Below are 17889 nucleotides of genomic sequence, written 5' to 3'. Positions count from 1 at the left end.
GACGTTATGGAATTGTGATGGTTCCGTTATCGAACCGTTATCGCTGTGGATTGAATCGAGTTATGCGCGTCGGCATACTTGAGACTGTCAGATGACGAAGGAAGTCATCAAGCAGACGGAGGAACGGTCCTCCGAACGCAAGGAAACACAGCTCGAGGAGGAGTGTTCCATGAAGAACTGGAAGAAAGCCATCGCCCTGATCGCATCGATGTCCGCGCTCGTGTCCATGGCGGCCTGCGGTTCGGCCAACGGGGCCAGCGGCGGCAACGGCGGCAAGAAGGTCGTCGGCTTCGTGGCCGTCGGCGCGGAAGGCGGCTTCCGCACCGCGAACGAGAACGACATCCAGACCGCGTTCAAGGACGCCGGCTTCGACCTGCGCTACTCGCCGACCACCCAGTCCGACCAGCAGAAGCAGATCCAGGCGTTCAACAAGTTCGTCAACGACGAGGTCGACGCGATCATCCTGTCCTCCACCGAGGACTCCGGCTGGGACGACTCCCTCAAGAAGGCCGCCGAGGCCGAAATCCCGGTGTTCACCGTCGACCGCGACGTGGACGTGCAGGACGCCGCCGCCAAGAAGGCCATCGTCTCCCACATCGGCCCGTCGAACGAATGGTGCGGCCAGCAGGCCGCCGAATTCCTCAACAAGCAGTTCCCCGACGGCGGCAACGGCCTGATCCTCGAAGGCATCGCCGGCCTGTCCGTCGTCAAGGACCGCCAGACCGGCTTCGACGAGAAGATCGCCTCCAACCAGAAGGTGCTCGAATCCCAGTCCGCCAACTGGTCCACCGACGAGGCCAAGACCGTGACCGCCGGCCTGCTCGACAAGTACAAGTCGCAGGGCGTGAACTGGATCTGGGCGCAGAACGACGAGATGGCGCTCGGCGCGGCGCAGGCCGTGGACGCGGCCGGCCTCAAGGGCAAGGTCACCATCATCGGCAACGACGGCACCAAGGCCGCCCTGCAGGCCGTGGCCGACGGCGAGCTCGCGTTCGACATCGAATACAACCCGATCTTCGGCAAGGAGACCGCGCAGGCCGTGCAGGACTACCTTGACGGCAAGGACGTCGAGCCGAACATCGAAATCGAATCGAAGACCTTCACCAAGGAGGAGGCGCAGGCCGCGCTCGACTCCGGCGAACGCCAGTACTGAGCCCCACTCCGGCCAATCGGTCTTATTCCAACGTCCCCTAACCTTTCCTGAAACAACCGAACTTGACGAACGGTGCGCGATCCGTAGCCAGATGCGCACCGTTCGCCATGTCAGGGCGAAACATCACAAAACGGTAACAATTTTCCCTCGCAAAGGCGAACACCATGACAGACAAGCAACCCATCGTCGTGATGAAGGGCATCACGATCGAATTCCCGGGCGTCAAGGCCCTGGACGGCGTGGACCTCACGCTGTACCCGGGCGAAGTCCACGCCCTGATGGGCGAAAACGGCGCCGGCAAGTCGACCATGATCAAGGCCCTGACCGGCGTGTACAAGATCAACGCGGGCACCATCCTCGTCGAAGGCCGGCCGCAGACGTTCAACGGCACGCTCGACGCGCAGAACGCGGGCATCGCCACCGTGTACCAGGAAGTCAACCTGTGCACCAACCTGTCCATCGGCGAAAACGTGATGCTCGGCCACGAAGCGCGCGGCCCGCTCGGCATCAACTGGAAGAAAACCCACGAGGAGGCCCGCAAGTACCTCGCGCAGATGGGCCTCGACCATCTCGACTCGCACGCGCCGCTGAGCTCCATTTCGATCGCCATGCAGCAGCTCGTCGCCATCGCGCGCGCCATGGTCATCGACGCGAAGGTGCTCATTCTCGACGAGCCGACCTCCTCGCTCGACGCGAACGAAGTGCAGGACCTGTTCAAGATCATGCGCAAGGTGCGCGATTCGGGCGTCGCGATCCTGTTCGTCTCCCACTTCCTCGATCAGATCTACGAGATCACCGACCGCCTGACCATCCTGCGCAACGGCAAATTCATCAAGGAGGTCATGACCCGCGACACGCCGCGCGACGAACTCATCGGCATGATGATCGGCAAGTCCGCCGCCGAACTGAGCCAGATCGGCGCGAAGAAGGAACGCCGTGCGGCCAAGGCCGGCGAAAAGCCGATCGTTTCGGTCAAGGGACTCGGCAAGAAGGGCGACATCAACCCCGCCGACCTTGACATCTACTCGGGCGAGGTCGTCGGATTCGCCGGCCTGCTCGGCTCCGGACGCACCGAACTCGGCCGTCTGCTGTACGGCGCCGACAAGCCCGACTCCGGCACGTACGAGCTCAACGGCAAGCAGGTCGCGATCGGCGACCCGTACACCGCGCTCAAGAACAAGATCGCCTACTCGACCGAAAACCGGCGCGACGAGGGCATCATCGGCGACCTGACCGTGCGCGAGAACATCCTCATCGCCCTGCAGGCGACGCGCGGCATGTTCAAGCCGATCCCGAAAAAGGAAGCCGACGAGATCGTCGACAAGTACATGAAGGAACTCAACGTCCGCCCCGCCGACCCGAACAAGCTCATCAAAAACCTGTCCGGCGGCAACCAGCAGAAGGTGCTCATCGCCCGCTGGCTCGCCACGCATCCCGAACTGCTCATCCTCGACGAGCCGACCCGAGGCATCGACATCGGCGCCAAGGCCGAAATCCAGCAGGTCGTGCTCGACCTGGCCGCTGAAGGCATGGGCGTCGTGTTCATCTCCTCCGAACTCGAAGAGGTCGTGCGCCTCTCCGACGACATCGAGGTCATGAAGGACCGCCACAAGATCGCCGAAATCGACAACGACGACACCGTCTCCCAGCAGACCATCGTCGAAACCATCGCCAACACGAACGTCAACGGAAAGGAGGCATGAGATGGCAACCGCTAAACGCGGCAACAACGCCGGAACCGGCATCGCCGCACGGTTCGACGCCCGCAAGCTGCTCGGCAACAACCTCACCTGGTCGGTCGTGGCGCTCGTCATTCTGATCGCCCTGTGCACCATCTTCGACCCCAGCCACGAATTCCTCTCGCTGCACTGGAACAAGAACACCGGAGGCCTGTCCGGCCCGCTCATCACCATGCTGCAGGAATCCGCGCGCTACCTGATGATCGCCACCGGCATGACGCTCGTCATCTCCACCGCCGGCATCGACCTGTCCGTCGGCTCCGTGATGGCCGTCTCCGGCGCGGCCGCCATGCAGCTGCTCACCAGCGGCATGAACGTGTGGGCCGCGATCCTCATCTCCCTGCTCATCGGCCTGCTGCTCGGCTGCATCAACGGCGCGCTCGTCTCGATCCTCGGCCTGCAGCCGTTCATCACCACGCTGATCATGATGCTCGCCGGACGAGGCATCGCCAAGGTCATCACCTCCGGCGAAAACACCGACGCCTCCCGCGTGGCCGGCAGCGAACCGCTGCGCTGGCTCGCCAACGGCTTCGTGTTCGGCCTGCCCGTCAACTTCCTGCTCGCCCTGCTCATCGTGATCCTCGTCGGCCTGCTGTGCCGCAAAACCGCCATGGGCATGATGATCGAATCCGTCGGCATCAACCCCGAAGCCAGCCGCATGACCGGCATCAAACCCAAGAAGATCCTGTTCATGGTCTACGCGATCTCCGGCCTGCTCGCCGCGGTCGCCGGACTGTTCGCCACCGCGTCCGTGATGCGCGTCGACGTGTCCAAAACCGGCCAGGACCTCGAAATGTACGCGATCCTCGCGGTCGTCATCGGCGGCACGTCCCTGCTCGGCGGCAAATTCTCCCTCGCCGGCAGCGCGCTCGGCGCCATCGTCATCGCCATGATCCGCAAGACCATCATCACCCTCGGCATCGATTCGGCCGCAACCCCGGCCTTCTTCGCCCTCGTCGTGATCGTCATCTGCGTGATGCAGGCACCCAAGATCCACAACCTCGGCGCCGAAATGAAACGCAGGCGCGCGCTCAAGGCACAAGCAAAGGCGGTGGCAGCATGACCTCTGCAACGGCAAACCCGGCAACCCGGAACAACCTCAAGACCAAGTCCCGGGCCAAGAAGCCGGCACTCAGAATCAACACCCAGATGATCCCGACCATCGCGGCCGTGGTGATCTTCATCTGCATGATCATCATGGGACAGGCGCTCTTCGGCACCTACACGAGCCTCGGCTTCATCTCCTCCCTGTTCATCGACCACGCGTACCTAATCATCCTCGCCGTCGCCATGACCCTGCCGGTCCTCACCGGCGGCATCGACCTGAGCATCGGCGCGATCGTCGCCATCTGCGGCGTCGTCGGCATGACCCTGCTCAACCAGGGCGTCAACTCGTGGCTCGTGATCGTCGTCATGCTGCTCATCGGCCTCGCGTTCGGCGCGATCGCCGGCACGCTCATCGAGGAATTCAACATGCAGCCGTTCATCGCGACGCTGTCGACCATGTTCCTCGCCCGCGGCATCGCCGCCATGATCTCCACCGACTCGCTCATCGCGCCGGAAAACAACAACTATGGCTGGATCGCCACCACCATCAAGATCATCGACAATCCGAAGATCAAGAACGACCTGTCGATCAATGCGGGCGTGATCATCGCCGCGATCGTGGTCGCCGGCGGCTACATCCTGCTGCACAAGACGCGCACCGGACGCACCATCTACGCGATCGGCGGCTCCCGCTCCTCCGCGGAACTCATGGGCCTGCCCGTCAAGCGCACCCAGCGCATCATCTACCTGACCTCCGGCACGCTTGCCGCGCTCGCCGCCATCGTGTACACGGCGAACATCGGCTCCGCGAAGAACACGGTCGGCGTCGGCTGGGAGCTCGACGCGGTCGCATCCGTGGTCATCGGCGGCACGATCGTCACCGGCGGCTTCGGCTACGTGCTCGGCTCCGTGATCGGCGCGCTCGTGCGCTCCACGATCGACCCACTCACCTCTGACTTCGGCGTGCCGAGCGAATGGACGACCATCGTGGTCGGCCTGATGATCCTGATCTTCGTGGTGCTGCAGCGCGCGGTCACCGCGGTCGGCAAGAAGGAGTAGCGCCTATACGACCATACTGATTGCTCTTCTCTTTCCTTTCTCCTGTGCGTGGGGCGCGACCGGTGCTTGCCGGCCGCGCCCCACGGTTTTTGTTGTGCCGCGTTGTTGCGCTGCGTGCTGCCGTGTTGCTGCCGTGTTGCGTCGCGCCGTGTTGCGTCGCGCGCGGCTGTCGATATGTGCCCGGTGCATTTGTCCAGCGCGGTCGGCTAAGGTGTGCGGTGGTTAGGGGCGGAAGCGGATGGCCGGAAACCGGTTGCGATCCGTCGAGACAAGACGCCCGGACGGTTGGCAAACCACATTCCGATAGGCTTATGACCGCGTGTGGCCGCCGCCATGCGACTCGCCGTCACGGTCATGGGAGACGAGAGCAAGAAACGGGAGTACGTATGGAATCGCCTACGACACGTCAGGCAGGCAATACCGAAACGGAACGCACCGACATCACGCACAACACCGATACCGGACACGCGACGTCCGCCGCACGCCCCGACGAGCGTATTCCGCTCAGTCTGATCGGCTCGATCGTCGCCGTCGGCTCGCTCGCGTTCGTCGGCATCCTCACCGAAACGGTCATGACCGTGCTGTTCCCGCAGCTCATGGTCGAATTCAACGTCAACACGGCCACCGTGCAGTGGATCACCACGATCTACCTGCTCGTCGTCGCGGCCACCATGCCGCTCTCGTCGTTCCTCAACCGCCGGTTCACGCTGCGCTCGCTGTTCGTCGCGGCCGTCGCATTGGCCGTCACCGGCTCGTTCATCATGATCGTCGGCCACGCGTTCCCGCTCATCCTGCTCGCGCGCGTGATCCAGGGCGTCGGCTCGGGCATCGCCACGCCGCTCATGATGAACATCATTCTCCAGCAGGCGCCGCGTTCCAAAGTCGGCCAGCTCATGGGCGTGGGCTCTCTGGTCATCACCGTCGCGCCGGCCATCGGCCCGACCGTCGGCGGCGCGATCTCCAGCGTGCTGCCGTGGCGCGCGATCTTCGTCATCGTCATTCCGATCGTGCTCCTGCTGTCCCTGCCGGTCGGCCTGCGCTGCATCCGTCAGACGCGCCCGACCGAAGCGGCGCAGCTCAATCCGCTGCAGTTCGTCGCGATCGTGCTTGCCCTGTGCGGGCTGATCTTCGCGCTCAACCAGGCCGGCGTGGCCGTGAGCGAGGCCGTGTCCGGCGGCTCGGGCGCGTCCGCGGCACTGCGTCCGGCGATTCTAGCCGTGGTCAGCCTGATCGTCGGCGTCGGCTCGCTGCTGTTCTTCGGCTGGTCGTCGAAACGCTCGTTCTCGCCGCTGATCCGTCTCGGCTGGCTGCGTGACCCGGTCGTGCTGCTGCACTTGCTGCCGTACCTGCTGCTGCCGATCAACGGCATCGGATTCGGCTACGTGATCACGAACGTGGCGCAGATGTCGCTCGGCACGACCGCGTTCGTGGCCGGCGCGCTCGTGCTGCCGGGCGCGCTGATCGGCGCGTTCTTCGCGCCCGTGGGCGGCATGCTGTACGACCGGTTCGGCGCGCCGCGACCGGTGCTCGCCGCGATCGGCACGGCCACGCTCGGTCCGATTCTGCTGCTCGTGTTCTCCATGAACCTTACGCCCGGGCTGTTGGCCGGATTCTACTTCATTTTCGGCCTGTGCTATGCGCTCGGCTATTCGAACATCATGACCAGCGCGCTGAGCGGCATCGACCGCGAATTCACGCCGGACGGCAACGCCGTGTTCCAGACGTCGCTGCAGTTCGGCGGCGCGGTCGGCACGGCCCTGTTCTCCACGATCCTCGGCGTGGCGCAGGCCGGCGCCGGCGAGGAGGGTTCGGCCGCGTTCCGCCACGCCACGGCGGTCGGCGGCGCTGCCGTGTTCGCCGTGATGATCGTGATCTGCGCGGTGTCGATCGTCTCGCTCGTCGCCGCGTTCCGCCTGCGCGCGGCGCGTGGCCGTTGAACGACGAGTCCATACAAATATATGAATAAATGCACATGACAACGCCCGGTCGGGAACGGAGCATTTCCGTCCCCGACCGGGCGTTGCCGACAAGCGTTGCGCGAGCGGTATGCGAGCTACTTGACGCGAATCGTCTGGCTGATGGAGTACGCCTCGCCCGGCTCGATCGTGACCGCGCTGTCGCGGTTCACCACGGCCTCGACGCACACGAAGTCATGCCATTCGCCTTCCATCAGATCGCCGATCTTGTTGCCGGCTTCCTCGCCCGGATTCCACACCACGGTCTGCGGCGAGCCGGACTTCTCCACCATGATCGTGCGATGTAGCGCCTCGTCGTGCACGAGCAGCGTGCCTTCCGACTGGTAGATGCGGTCGACCATCGTGCCGTCGAACGCGAGCGGGCTGGTCGTCTGCTCCTTCGGTGCGAAATCGTCGGCCGAATCCAGATACGGAGTGTCGACGAGGCCGGAAATCTGCGTGCAGCGCACGTCGCCCACATGCAGGTACGTGTGCATGGCCGCCTCGAACGTGAGCGGCGCGTCGCCCGTGTTCTCCACGGTGAGCGTCATGGTGAGCGTGTCGGAAACGGCCACGTCGTATTCGGCGTGGAACTTGGAGTCCGGCCCGGACGGGGTTTCGGCGAGCAGCTCCGGGGCGATCTCGTCGGATTCCAGCGTGTACAGCACATGGCGGTCGGTGAGCGTGTCGCGGTCGACATGCCAGAACGCGGTGCGGGCGAAGCCGTGTCGCGGGTTCTTGCCGGCCGGCTCGCCGTTCTCGTAGCCGAGGCCGAACCACGGGAAGATCACCGGAACGCCGCCGCGAATCGCCGTGCCCTCGCTGAGATACACGGCCTTGGGCTGCCAGACCACCGGCTCGTGGCCCTTGGGGGTCCAGGAGAGCACGTGCGCGCCGTAGTCGCTCACCAGTGCGGAACCATCTTCATTGACGATATTGCGAATGGTATATGTGTTATCCATTCGCCCAAGTATAGGCGTTCTGACTGGGTAACGCGGGTACTTGGGCGCGTGTCGGACAACGTTGTCGAACCCGTTTGCCGGATGGGGCGGTCGGGTCGGTCGGGCTGTTGGTTGGTCGAGCTGTCGGTTGGCCGGGTCGCTGGCTAGTCTGTCGGTCGATCGGGTCGCTGGTCAGTCTGTCGGTCGATCGGGTCGCCGGCCAGCCGAGCGGGTTGCCGGTCGGCCGAGCTGTCGGTCGGTCAGCGGGTCGACCTGGTTGCCGGTCGGGCTGCTGGTCGGTCTATCGGTCGGCTGAGTTGCTGACCGATAGACGGTCTGTCGGTCAGTCGAACTGTCTGTCGGTCAGTCGAACTGTCTGTCGGCCGGCCGAACTGTCTGTCGGCTGGCCGGGACATCCCGCCAGCTGTCTATCGGTCGAGACGGAATCCCTGACGAGAGGCCGGCTCGCCGACCGTACGGCCGGTCATGTCGGCGACCGCGTTCTTGGCGATCTGATCGCTGAACGCGTCCACCGGACGGTCCGTGTTGCGCAGATCGTAGTACTGGTGCACCTCGTCGTCGAACTCGGCGAGCGGTTCCAGCACGGTCGCATCGTCGGCCGGATACGCGTTCTCGAAGAACTGCATCGAACGCGGCATGCGCGGCTTCAGCGCCGGCTCCTGATCCGGCTTGCCGATCGCCAGTCCCAGCAGCGGATACGTGTATTCAGGCAGGTGCAGCACCTCGATCAGCCCGTCCACGTCGTTCAAGATCGAGCCGAGGATCACGCAGCCGAGACCGAGCGAATACGCGGCGGTTTCCATCGCATGCAGCGCGAACGCCGCATCGTTCTGCGCCTGCGTGAAACGGTAGCTGCCGGTGAGCGTGAACGCGTCGGCGTGCGTGTCGACGCCCTTGGCGGCTGCGATGGCCGCGTTGCGATGCTCGTCGAGCACGAACACGTACAGCAGGGGAGCGTCGGCGATGTACGGCTGATGGCCGAATTCGGCCAGCTTGCGCTTGACGGTCGGATCGCTGACGCGGATCGCGGACCAGTCGTTGAGGAACTGGCTGGACGCGGCGTGCTGCGCGACGGTTTCCAGCGTGGCGATGATGCTGTCGTCGAGCGGTTCCGGCTTGAACTTGCGGATGGAACGGCGGTTGAGGAGGGTGTCTACGGTTTCGTTGTGCATGATTTCGGTCATGGCTCCCATTCTCGCGCGTCTGTGGTGCGATATGCAACGCCGCTACGCTTGTGGCGTGAGCGATTTGTGCTCGGTGTGAGGCTGGCATTGTGCGGCTGGCAGCTAGGGCTGGTATCTAGGTTGGCGTTGGCACCTAGGTGATGTTTGGTTTGACCTCTGTCTTTGCGTGGCAGATCTGTTGGTTCTTTGACGAGTTGCTGCGCTAGGAGGGGTTTCTGCGTGGTGGATTGTCGAAGGTCTGTTGGTTTTGCTGCGTTGGGGGTTGATAGCGTGGCAGATCTGTTGGTTCTTTGACGAGTTGCTGCGCTAGGAGGGGTTTCTGCGTGGTGGATTGTCGAAGGTCTGTTGATTTTGCTGCGCTGCGGGTTGATAGCGTGGCAGATCTGCTGGTTCTTCAACAAATTGCTGCGCTGGGAGGGGTTTCCGCGTGGTGGATTGTTGGAGGTCTGTTGGGTTTGCTGCGCTGAAGGAGAACGACAAAGGAGAACAACGAAGGAGAACGACAAAGGAGAACAGCGAAGGAGCCTGACAAGGGAGACCGACAAGGGAGCTCGACAAAGGAGAACAACGAAGCGGACATGCCGTGCAGTCGGTCGGACGGGGTTGGCATAATGAGGCGCGTAATGCAGGGGAACCCGGCGACGGGTTGAGAAAGGCCGCAATGGCCTGACCCTTAGAACCTGTTGGCTAACACCAGCGAAGGGAGACATGTCATGGCCGAAGACGCCATCCAGTCCGCAACGTCCGCAACGTCCGCAGCATCCGCATCCGCGCCTGCCACCGAGCCCGCCACAGCCACCGCCACCGCGCCCGCAGCATCCGAACAGCCCGGTTTCGACGCCGCCGCGTTCGGCCCGATCACTCTCGACCATCTGCCGCCGTTCGCGCAGCGCCTGCGCAAGGCCGCCGACGTGGTGTGGGAGGAAGGCTACCGCCAGCCGTTCCTGCGCGAGCTCGGCAAGGGCACGCTCGCCCAGGAGAAGTTCGCGTTCTACCTGCTGCAGGACTACCGTTACCTCAACGACTACGGCAAGGTCCACGCGCTCGCCCTCACCAAGACCCGCGATCCCGAGATCACCGCGTTCATGGTGAACGTGCAGAGCGCCATCCTCAATGTGGAGACCAACGTGCATCGCGCCTACATGGCGTCCTACGGCGTGACCGAGGAGCAGATGGACCACGTGCGCCAGTCCGCGTTCGCCCGCGCGTACACGTCGAACATTCTCTCGATCGCCTACGGCAATCCGCTGGTGGACGTTCTGGTCGCCGTGCTGCCGTGCGCGTGGGTGTACGCCGACTACGGTCAGCGTCTCGCCCGCGAGTTCGCCGACACGCTGGAGGGCAACCCGTACAAGAGCTGGGTCGACATGTACAAGACCGACTCGTTCTGGGAGGGTTCCGCCTGGCTGATCGAGCATATCGAGCGTTTTGCCGCGGGGCTCAGCGAGGAGCGCAAGGCCGAGCTGGTCGACATTTTCGTCACCGGCGTGGAGAACGAGTACATGTTCTGGGCCAGCGCGTACGACATGCAGTACACGTGGAAGCCCGAATGGCCTGCCCACGACGCGCTTGAGGCCTGATCCGAGTCCTGTTGAGGGGCTGACGCCGTCTATCTTCGTTGAGTGTATCGCTTTTCCACTCACGCGGACATCTATCTGCGTTACGTGTAGCGTCTCTTTGCTGAATCCACGGACAATAATGGCGGATTTCCTGCACTGAGGCTCGTGGTGCTGCTGATTATCCGCTACACGCAACGCAGATAGATGGTGGAACATTGGGGAAAGCGCCACACTTAGCGGAGATAGCGTGTAAAAAGCTGGAAGTGTTGCGTTGGCTCTTCGTGCTGCGACGCGGGCTCGGCTGCGGTTGGGCTGCGGTTGGTGAGACCCGGCTACGCCAACATTCCGAGCACGACCAGCACCGCAATATAAAGGAGCACCGCCGCGCAGAATGCCCGGTCGCGCCCGCGCACCCGCAGGGCGCGCCAGTGCGTGCGGCGGATGCCTTCCTCGTAGCAGCGCGCGTCGAGCGCGAGGCTGAGATTGTCCGCGTGCCGGATCGCGCCGGCGAACATGGGCACGCACAGTGCGGTCATCGCGCGCAGCCGCGCGGGCAGCGGGCCGGTTTCGATCGTGCCGCCGCGCGCCGCCTGCGCGTCCGCGACGGCTTTCGCTTCGGCGCCGAGCGTGGGCAGGAACCGCAGCGCGAGGCTCATCACGAGCGCCAGTTCCTGCGTGTGCAGCCCGAAGCGGTTGAGCGGGGAGAGCAGCGAGCCGAATCCGTCGGTCAGTTCGGTCGGCGTGGTCGTTTCCAGCAGAATCGCGCCGAGGATGATCACGAGCGCGAGTCGCAGCGCGTACAGGATGGCGATCGTCACGCCGTCGTCGGTGATCGGAATCGGGCCGAGCTGCGCGAGCGCATTGCCCGAACGCACGAAGAACACGTTGAGCAGGCCCATGACGACGAACATCGCCAGAAACATGTGCACAGAACGCAGCAGTCGCAACGGTCCGACGCCGGACATGGCGACGATCGTCGCGACCACGACCGCGCCCAGCGCGAGCTGCAGCGGCGTGTTGATCGCGAACGCGGTGAACATCATCGCCAGAAACGCGACCATTTTCACGCGCGGATCCAGCCGCGCGATCAGCGAACGTTCGTCGCGGGCCGTGTCGGCGCCGGAGCCGGGAGCCGACACGGCGTCCGTGTGGTTTGTACGGTTCACATGATTCGTACGATTTGTGCGATCGGTGTGATTCGTGCGGTCCGCGCGGTTCGTGCGAACCGCATAGTCGTCATGATCTGTATGACCGGCATGGTCCGTACGTGCAGCCGAAGTCATCGCCGAATCCATCGCCGAAGCCGATGCCGTCGCCGTTGTGACCGTCGCCGTCGCCGCCGTTGTGACCGTCGCGTCCGCGGAGACTGAACCGCCGCCCAGCGTCACCGTGCGATCGGCGACCGCACGCGCTTCCGCAAACGAATGCGTGATGATGAGCACGGTCACGCCCTGCGCGTTGAGCGTGCGGATCAGCTCGTGAATACGCGCGGTTGCATCGGCGTCCAGACTGGCCGTCGGCTCGTCCATGACCAGCACGCGCGGCCGGCACGCGATCACGCCCGCGATCGCGACGAGCCGCTGCTGCCCGCCCGACAGGCTGAATGGCGAACGTTCGGCAAGATGGTCGATATGCAGCAGATGCAGCGCGTCGGTCACCCGTTTCGCCACTTCCGGTTCGGTAAGCCGCTGATTGCGCGGTCCGTACGCGACGTCGTCGGCCACCGTGTCCGCGAACAGCTGGCGTTCGGGATGCTGCATGACGAATCCGACCACGCCGCGCAACCGTTCGCGCTGACGACGGTTCAGCGTGCGCACGCGCGACTTGCGATGACGACGTTCGCCGGACCCGTGCTCTGACTTGGGGGGATAGTCGGGGGTAAGGCCGGGGGTAAGGCCCGAATCGACGGTTCCAAGGTCACCGATTGTGTCGCCGATCGCGCGATCGACCGCGACCGGCACGCCCGCGATGCTGATCGACCCGGCGGACGGCTTGTCGAGCGCGCACAGCAGCCGTGCCAGCGTCGACTTGCCCGCGCCGTTCTCGCCCATGATCGCCACGGTTTCGCCCGCGCCGACCGTAAGCGACAGGTCGCTGATCGCCGGCCTGTCCGCGCCCGGATACCGGTACGAAACGTGGCTGACCGCGATCGCCGGCGCGGAAGACGCTGCGGAAGACGCTGCGGAAGCCGTCGTGGAAGCTGCTGCGGAAGTCGCAGTGGGGGAGGGGAGCGGACGATGTGCGGCGGTTGTGGAAACGTTCGTTTGATCGCCGTCGCCCGGACGAGAGACGGATGTTGCGGGACGCCGTTCTGCCGGAGACGATTGTGCCGTCGATGAGCGGACCGGCGACGGTTGCGCTTCCGCTGATTCTGCTGACGATGATTGCGCCGACTGTTGCGCTGGAACGATCGGTTGCGGGGTGCCCAGGACGGAACCATCCGCCGCGTTCCGACGGTCGCCGACGATGCGCCCGCGCTCGAGCCGCACCACGCGCCCGGCGCGCGCGGCCTCGTCCGCATGATGCGTGACGTGCACGATGGTCGTGCCGCGCGCGTGCAGCTCGTCGAGGATGCGCAGCACGTCGGCGCGCGCGGCCGGATCGAGCATGGCGGTCGGCTCGTCGAGCACCAGCATGGCCGGGTTCATCGCCAGCATGCCGGCGATGGCGACGCGCTGCTGCTGGCCGCCGCTCATGCGCGTCGGATCGTCGCGCCGATGCGCGGCCATGTCCACCGCGTCCAGAGAACCGACGATGCGCTCGCCGATCGTTTCGCGCGCAAGCCCAAGGTTTTCCGGGCCGAACGCGACGTCGTCCTCGGTGATCGTGGTGACGATCTGGTCTTCGGGATTCTGGAACACCGCGCCGATGCCGCGGCGTGCGGCCCGGTATTCGGCCGGATTCGCGCCGGTTGCGGTCCCTGCCGTCCCGTCGGCGTCGGACGATGCGAACACGCGATGCCCGAGCAGCGTGACGTCGCCGGCGTCCGGCGCGGTGAGTCCGGCGATCAGGCGTGCGAGCGTGGACTTGCCGGACCCGTTCGCGCCGGTCAGGCATACGTATTCGCCGGCGCGAACGGTCAGGCTGACCCCGTCCAGCGCCCAGCTCGTGCCCCCGTCGTAGCTGAAGCGGATGCCGGCGAGTTCGGCCGCGGTTGCAGTGGTGTTCATGGTGTTCCTTGCGCGAAAAACGGCCCTCCGACAAGGGAGGGCCGGTATTGGTCGTATGGCCGTTGGTGCTGCTGCGGGGATTACTTGTCGAGCAGCGTGGTGATCGGCTTGTAGATGGCGAACGTGACCACGCCGTGGATCGCGAACTTGAGCAGGTTGAACGGTAGCAGGGCCGGCACGATGAGCGCGGCGACCTGTGCGACGGTCATGTGCGCGTAGATCGGCGTGACGATCAGGTTGCCGACGATCGCGATGACGAGCGCGCACACGGCGCCGGCGATCAGGCCGATGAGCGCGTTCTTGCGCGTGCGGTTCGCGCGGTAGATGAACGCGGCCGGCAGGGAGAGCGAGAGCGCGACGAGCACGGCCATGAGCGTGCCCCACGGGTCCATGAACAGGTGCGGCACGAAGCCGAGGACGCTCACGATCGCGGCGGCGGCCGGGCCGAACGCGAATCCGGCGATGAGCGCGACGATGCCGGACGGATCGTACTTGAGCCACTGAATGCCCGGAATGATGGGGAATTCGATGAAGCTGGTGGCCATGGCGAGCGCGACGAACAGCGCGTACATGGCGATGCGGCGCGTGGACCAGCGGCCGGAGTCGGCGACGCCGGTGGAGTGCGCGGTGTCGGGGCGCGACGAGGTTGCGCTGACGGAATTGGTGGTATGCGAAGAGACACTCATGCTGAGCTCCGTTTCTTCCATCCGGACTGTAACCGTTGGCCCCGGATTCTCACCGGATCAGCCGCTTTCGCGGGTCGCGGGCTTGCGCGTGGGGCCGTTATGAAGGTCGGCCGCGCGTTTACCGCCAGTAAGGATTTTCACCTTCCCTGAAACTTACGTCCCCAACGTATACCCTCACCCGCGGATTTTGCGTCCGCCATGTGCGAAACCCGTCCGCATGGTGGCGGTGTTGGTGCGGCGGCATTCTTGTCGTGCCCATTGCCACGTTGGGCGCGTGATTGTGCGTGATTGTGCGCGATCGTACGGACCGACGATTCCCGTTCGTCGTATTTTGGCGGAGAATGCAGATATGCGGAGATGTGTTGGTTTGCTTGGGGATGGTCGCGTGTGTTGGTAGGATGACAACCATTGCAGTGAGGCTGGCCGGGGCGAGTGGTCGGGCTGGCGATCTGCAACGATAGAGTCGAGAACGTCGTGAAAGTCAGGGAGGCAAGTTGGCGGACTCGCAGGATGTTGCGCGGGATGCGTCGGGACGTCGTCTCCGGTTTACCGGCGAGCAGCTGGCGTATCTGGAGTCGCTGCCCGCGGTGGTGAGCGTGAGCGGCAACCGCATTGTGTTCCATCAGTGGTTCCGTGAGGATTTTCTGCGTCGCGTCGATGCCGGCGAGGGGCCGGTCGCGATTTTCCGCGCGGCCGGATTGGATCCGGCGATTATCGGATACAAGCGGATCGAGCGCTGCACGTCGCGTTGGCGGCGTGAGCGGGAGAAGGGCGTGACGGACGGCGCCGACGAGGGGGTGGCGCAGATGCCGGCCGCTGCGGCGGCCGATATGCCGGTGCCGGCGTCGGATTCTGCGGCGAACCTGCTGCCGTTGGACGTGTGCAACAGGATGCTGGCGCAGCAGGCAAACTACATTGATCGACTGGAGCGGGAGAACTCCGATCTGAAGCGACAGATTCAGGAATTGCAGGTGATGCTGGTCTCGAAGGTTACGGCGTCGTAGCCTCGGCGTGTCGTATTGTGTGACCGTTCGGGGGTGTACTGGTATTTGTGTGAACGTTAACTGGCAAGGGTGCCTAGTTTTCGTTTTTCTTGTTTTTTGTTGTATTTTTCCGTGTTTTGACGTGATGTCAATCGTTTTGTGCGTGTTGGATTTGACGATTGACATAGGGGCTGTTACCCAACATTTGGATGCTTTTTGTCCATATTTGTCATGGGGGGGGGGGGGTTAAGTTGTCGACAGATTTCGCAGTGAGGAGACCCGTTCGCTAAAACGAGAGGTGAGAGATGCGATTTGGTTTGGACAGGCGAAAGGACAGGAGCAAAAACGGCGCAAAGCCGCAGCATTTCCGTACCCTGAACCGCCGCAAGACCATCGCCTCCCTTGTTGCTGCAGCGTTGTCCCTTACCTGCGCCATCCCCGCGCAGGCGCAGGATATTACCATGAACACTGTCACCAATTCGACAGTTTCGACAGTAAATTCGACAGTTTCGTCGAATGTCACGGTCATTTCCGACGGCAAGGTCGTCACCGACAACACCATCGTCTCTGCGGCCAACGAGATCGCCAAGAATGCCGCCAAGAACGGCACGACTGCCGATTCGGGCACGAACTCCACGTCCTCCGCTTCGGACAACGCGTCCGGCGTGACGTTCAAGCAGAATTCCGCATTCCAGTCCGATTCCGCGTTTTCCAACGATTCGTCCGCACTGACCGGTGCCGCCGACACGGCGGGGGAGGGGAGCGACCAGTCCGCCGCGGCCGCCGATTCGTCTGCTTCTGATTCGACCGCATCATCGACCGACGGCAAGAAGACCGATACTGCCGATTCTGCAACGAACGCCGGCAAATCCGATGTGACCGGCAAGACGGATGCAACCGACACCGATGACAAGTCCGACGGTACCGCGGACGACAAGAATGCCGACGACACCGCCGCGGATGATGCGACTGCTGCGGACGATGCATCCTCCGATGCTGCCGACGCCACCGCCCAAGCCGCCGCATCCACCCTCGGCGGCCGCGATTTCGAAGGCCAGGTCACCAAGACCATCAACGGCAAGACCTACATCCTCATCGGCAACGAACAGCAGCTGCGCGCGATTGGTTCGGACAAAAAGGTCATTGGCCGCGTGATGCGGACAACCCAGACTTGCGTGCGCAATAAATTCCTTGATTATGAGTGGCAAGATACATCTGAGGCAACTGTCGAATATGAGGGTGACGCTGATCTTGCGTCTGATGCCACTTTGCGAGCCAAAGATGCGGACGATAATAACAGTCCATTGCTGGCATGTACCGCATTGACGATCAGTCAAAAGCGCACCAAGTACTACGGTGTTTCAGATGATGGGGTATTGACTGATGTGAAAGCCGCCAATACGGGGGCGACTTATACTTCCACTGCCAACTACATCATCTTCCGCGACATCGACCTGTCCAAGAACGCAGCCGAAAAGAGCAACACCAACTGGGCCCCGCTCATGTTCCAGGCCATCATGCTTGGTGCCAAGTCGCAATCTCCCGATACTGCGAGAAGCTTGTGGGACGGTGTGAATGACAAGGGCGATGCGGTCACCGACAAGGCCGATCGTCCCGTGATTTCGAACGTGACGGTTCGTCAGACCGGTGCGATGGATCAGTCGAAGCAGTCAGGCGTTGGTTTCTTCGCTACGATCAGCAACAAGATCAGCCTGACGTCGAACAGCATCGCCAGCACGGGTGAGACCGTTGTTTCGAATCTCCATTTGCAGAATGTGGATGTGAAGAACGAGTCCGATTCGTTCCAGGAACAGGGGACGTTGGTCGGTGGCTTGCTGAAGTTGCTTGGCACGGTTCTTGGTGGTCTGGGAGGGGTCATCGACTGGGTGACCGGCATTATTCCTGGGCTCGGAACGAATCTTGAAGGCGTGTTGAAGGGGTTGCTGAACATCAGGGAGGAGGATCCTTCCACGTTCGCGACCGGCGGTTTTGCCGGTCGTATCGATGGTGAGGTGACCGTGTCCGGTTGCGTGGTCGAGGATGTGACCGTGTCGAACGTGAAGGGCATGACTGGTGGTTTCGTCGGTTATGTGACCGGTGAGACCCAGTATGAGATCATTACGAAGACGCTGGGTAATCTGGTCGATGGTTTGGCGAAGATTCTGGATACGATTCCCGGCCTCGGCTTGGGAGACTTGGTCAAGTGGCTGCTGAACGGCAAGGTGCTGGGCATTGGCAACCTGCTGCCGATCGGCTACTATAATCGAGTCTTCGCCAGTTTGTGTGGTGAGGTTGTGGGCCTCGGCGTCGTTGCCGGGGCTTTCGTGTGTGCGGGTATGAGAGGGGCGTTCTTCTGTTAGGTTTGTTTCCGCCAAGAATAGAACCGAAGAAC

12 protein-coding genes and 2 riboswitches are annotated in these 17889 nt (G+C 63.4%); of the genes, 8 read left to right on the top strand and 4 right to left on the bottom strand.

What is annotated here, in order from left to right; all coding sequences use genetic code 11:
- Positions 1 to 169 precede the first annotated feature (169 nt).
- From fruE to JS533_RS02125, 5 genes are all read left to right on the top strand, one after another.
- Positions 170 to 1153 carry a fructose ABC transporter ATP-binding protein FruE gene (gene fruE, locus JS533_RS02145; RefSeq protein ID WP_338024157.1) on the top strand — a complete coding sequence of 328 codons (984 nt, stop codon included), beginning with the start codon at positions 170 to 172 and terminating at the stop codon, positions 1151 to 1153.
- A gap of 164 nt (positions 1154 to 1317) precedes the next feature.
- On the top strand, positions 1318 to 2856 hold the full coding sequence (gene fruK / locus JS533_RS02140) for a fructose ABC transporter ATP-binding protein FruK (protein ID WP_241512914.1): 1539 nt from the start codon (positions 1318 to 1320) through the stop codon (positions 2854 to 2856).
- 1 nt (position 2857) lies between these two features.
- Complete coding sequence (gene fruF, locus JS533_RS02135) at positions 2858 to 3955, top strand: fructose ABC transporter permease FruF (RefSeq protein WP_241512913.1); 1098 nt, start codon at positions 2858 to 2860, stop codon at positions 3953 to 3955.
- Entirely contained in the window at positions 3952 to 4998 is a 1047-nt protein-coding gene (locus JS533_RS02130) for an ABC transporter permease (protein WP_241512912.1), read from the top strand. The genes fruF and JS533_RS02130 overlap by 4 nt, the downstream gene beginning before the upstream one ends.
- 386 nt (positions 4999 to 5384) lie before the next feature.
- Complete coding sequence (locus JS533_RS02125) at positions 5385 to 6935, top strand: MFS transporter (protein ID WP_241512911.1); 1551 nt, start codon at positions 5385 to 5387, stop codon at positions 6933 to 6935.
- A 116-nt stretch (positions 6936 to 7051) separates the two neighbouring features.
- Here the strand turns inward: JS533_RS02125 and JS533_RS02120 are convergent, their stop codons facing one another.
- Positions 7052 to 7915 carry a D-hexose-6-phosphate mutarotase gene (locus tag JS533_RS02120; RefSeq protein WP_241512910.1) on the bottom strand — a complete coding sequence of 288 codons (864 nt, stop codon included), beginning with the start codon at positions 7913 to 7915 and terminating at the stop codon, positions 7052 to 7054.
- 407 nt (positions 7916 to 8322) lie between these two features.
- A complete protein-coding gene (locus JS533_RS02115; RefSeq protein ID WP_274619136.1) occupies positions 8323 to 9099 on the bottom strand; it encodes a nitroreductase family protein in 777 nt (258 codons plus the stop codon).
- Positions 9100 to 9716: 617 nt separating this feature from the next.
- A riboswitch (TPP riboswitch) is annotated at positions 9717 to 9822 on the top strand.
- On the opposite strand from JS533_RS02115, the gene tenA reads away from it, so the two are divergent.
- Positions 9813 to 10679 carry a thiaminase II gene (gene tenA / locus JS533_RS02110; protein WP_241512909.1) on the top strand — a complete coding sequence of 289 codons (867 nt, stop codon included), beginning with the start codon at positions 9813 to 9815 and terminating at the stop codon, positions 10677 to 10679. It overlaps the preceding riboswitch by 10 nt.
- 311 nt (positions 10680 to 10990) lie before the next feature.
- Here tenA and JS533_RS02105 read toward each other — a convergent pair whose 3' ends face one another.
- Positions 10991 to 13828 carry an energy-coupling factor transporter ATPase gene (locus tag JS533_RS02105; protein ID WP_241512908.1) on the bottom strand — a complete coding sequence of 946 codons (2838 nt, stop codon included), beginning with the start codon at positions 13826 to 13828 and terminating at the stop codon, positions 10991 to 10993.
- An 80-nt stretch (positions 13829 to 13908) separates the two neighbouring features.
- The gene (locus tag JS533_RS02100) at positions 13909 to 14514 is read right to left on the bottom strand and encodes an ECF transporter S component (protein WP_241512907.1); all 606 of its coding nucleotides are present in this window, start codon (positions 14512 to 14514) and stop codon (positions 13909 to 13911) included.
- A gap of 5 nt (positions 14515 to 14519) precedes the next feature.
- A riboswitch (FMN riboswitch) is annotated at positions 14520 to 14672 on the bottom strand.
- Positions 14673 to 15008: 336 nt separating this feature from the next.
- On the opposite strand from JS533_RS02100, the gene JS533_RS02095 reads away from it, so the two are divergent.
- Complete coding sequence (locus JS533_RS02095; RefSeq protein WP_241512906.1) at positions 15009 to 15518, top strand: HTH domain-containing protein; 510 nt, start codon at positions 15009 to 15011, stop codon at positions 15516 to 15518.
- 284 nt (positions 15519 to 15802) lie between these two features.
- The gene (locus JS533_RS02090; RefSeq protein WP_241512905.1) at positions 15803 to 17857 is read left to right on the top strand and encodes a hypothetical protein; all 2055 of its coding nucleotides are present in this window, start codon (positions 15803 to 15805) and stop codon (positions 17855 to 17857) included.
- The last annotated feature ends 32 nt before the right edge of the window (positions 17858 to 17889 follow it).

The organism is Bifidobacterium amazonense, from assembly GCF_018555435.2.
In the GTDB taxonomy this organism is placed as follows: Bacteria; Actinomycetota; Actinomycetes; order Actinomycetales; family Bifidobacteriaceae; genus Bifidobacterium; species Bifidobacterium amazonense.
Note: the sequence above shows the minus strand (reverse complement) of the source record. Positions and strands in the feature narration are given on the sequence as shown.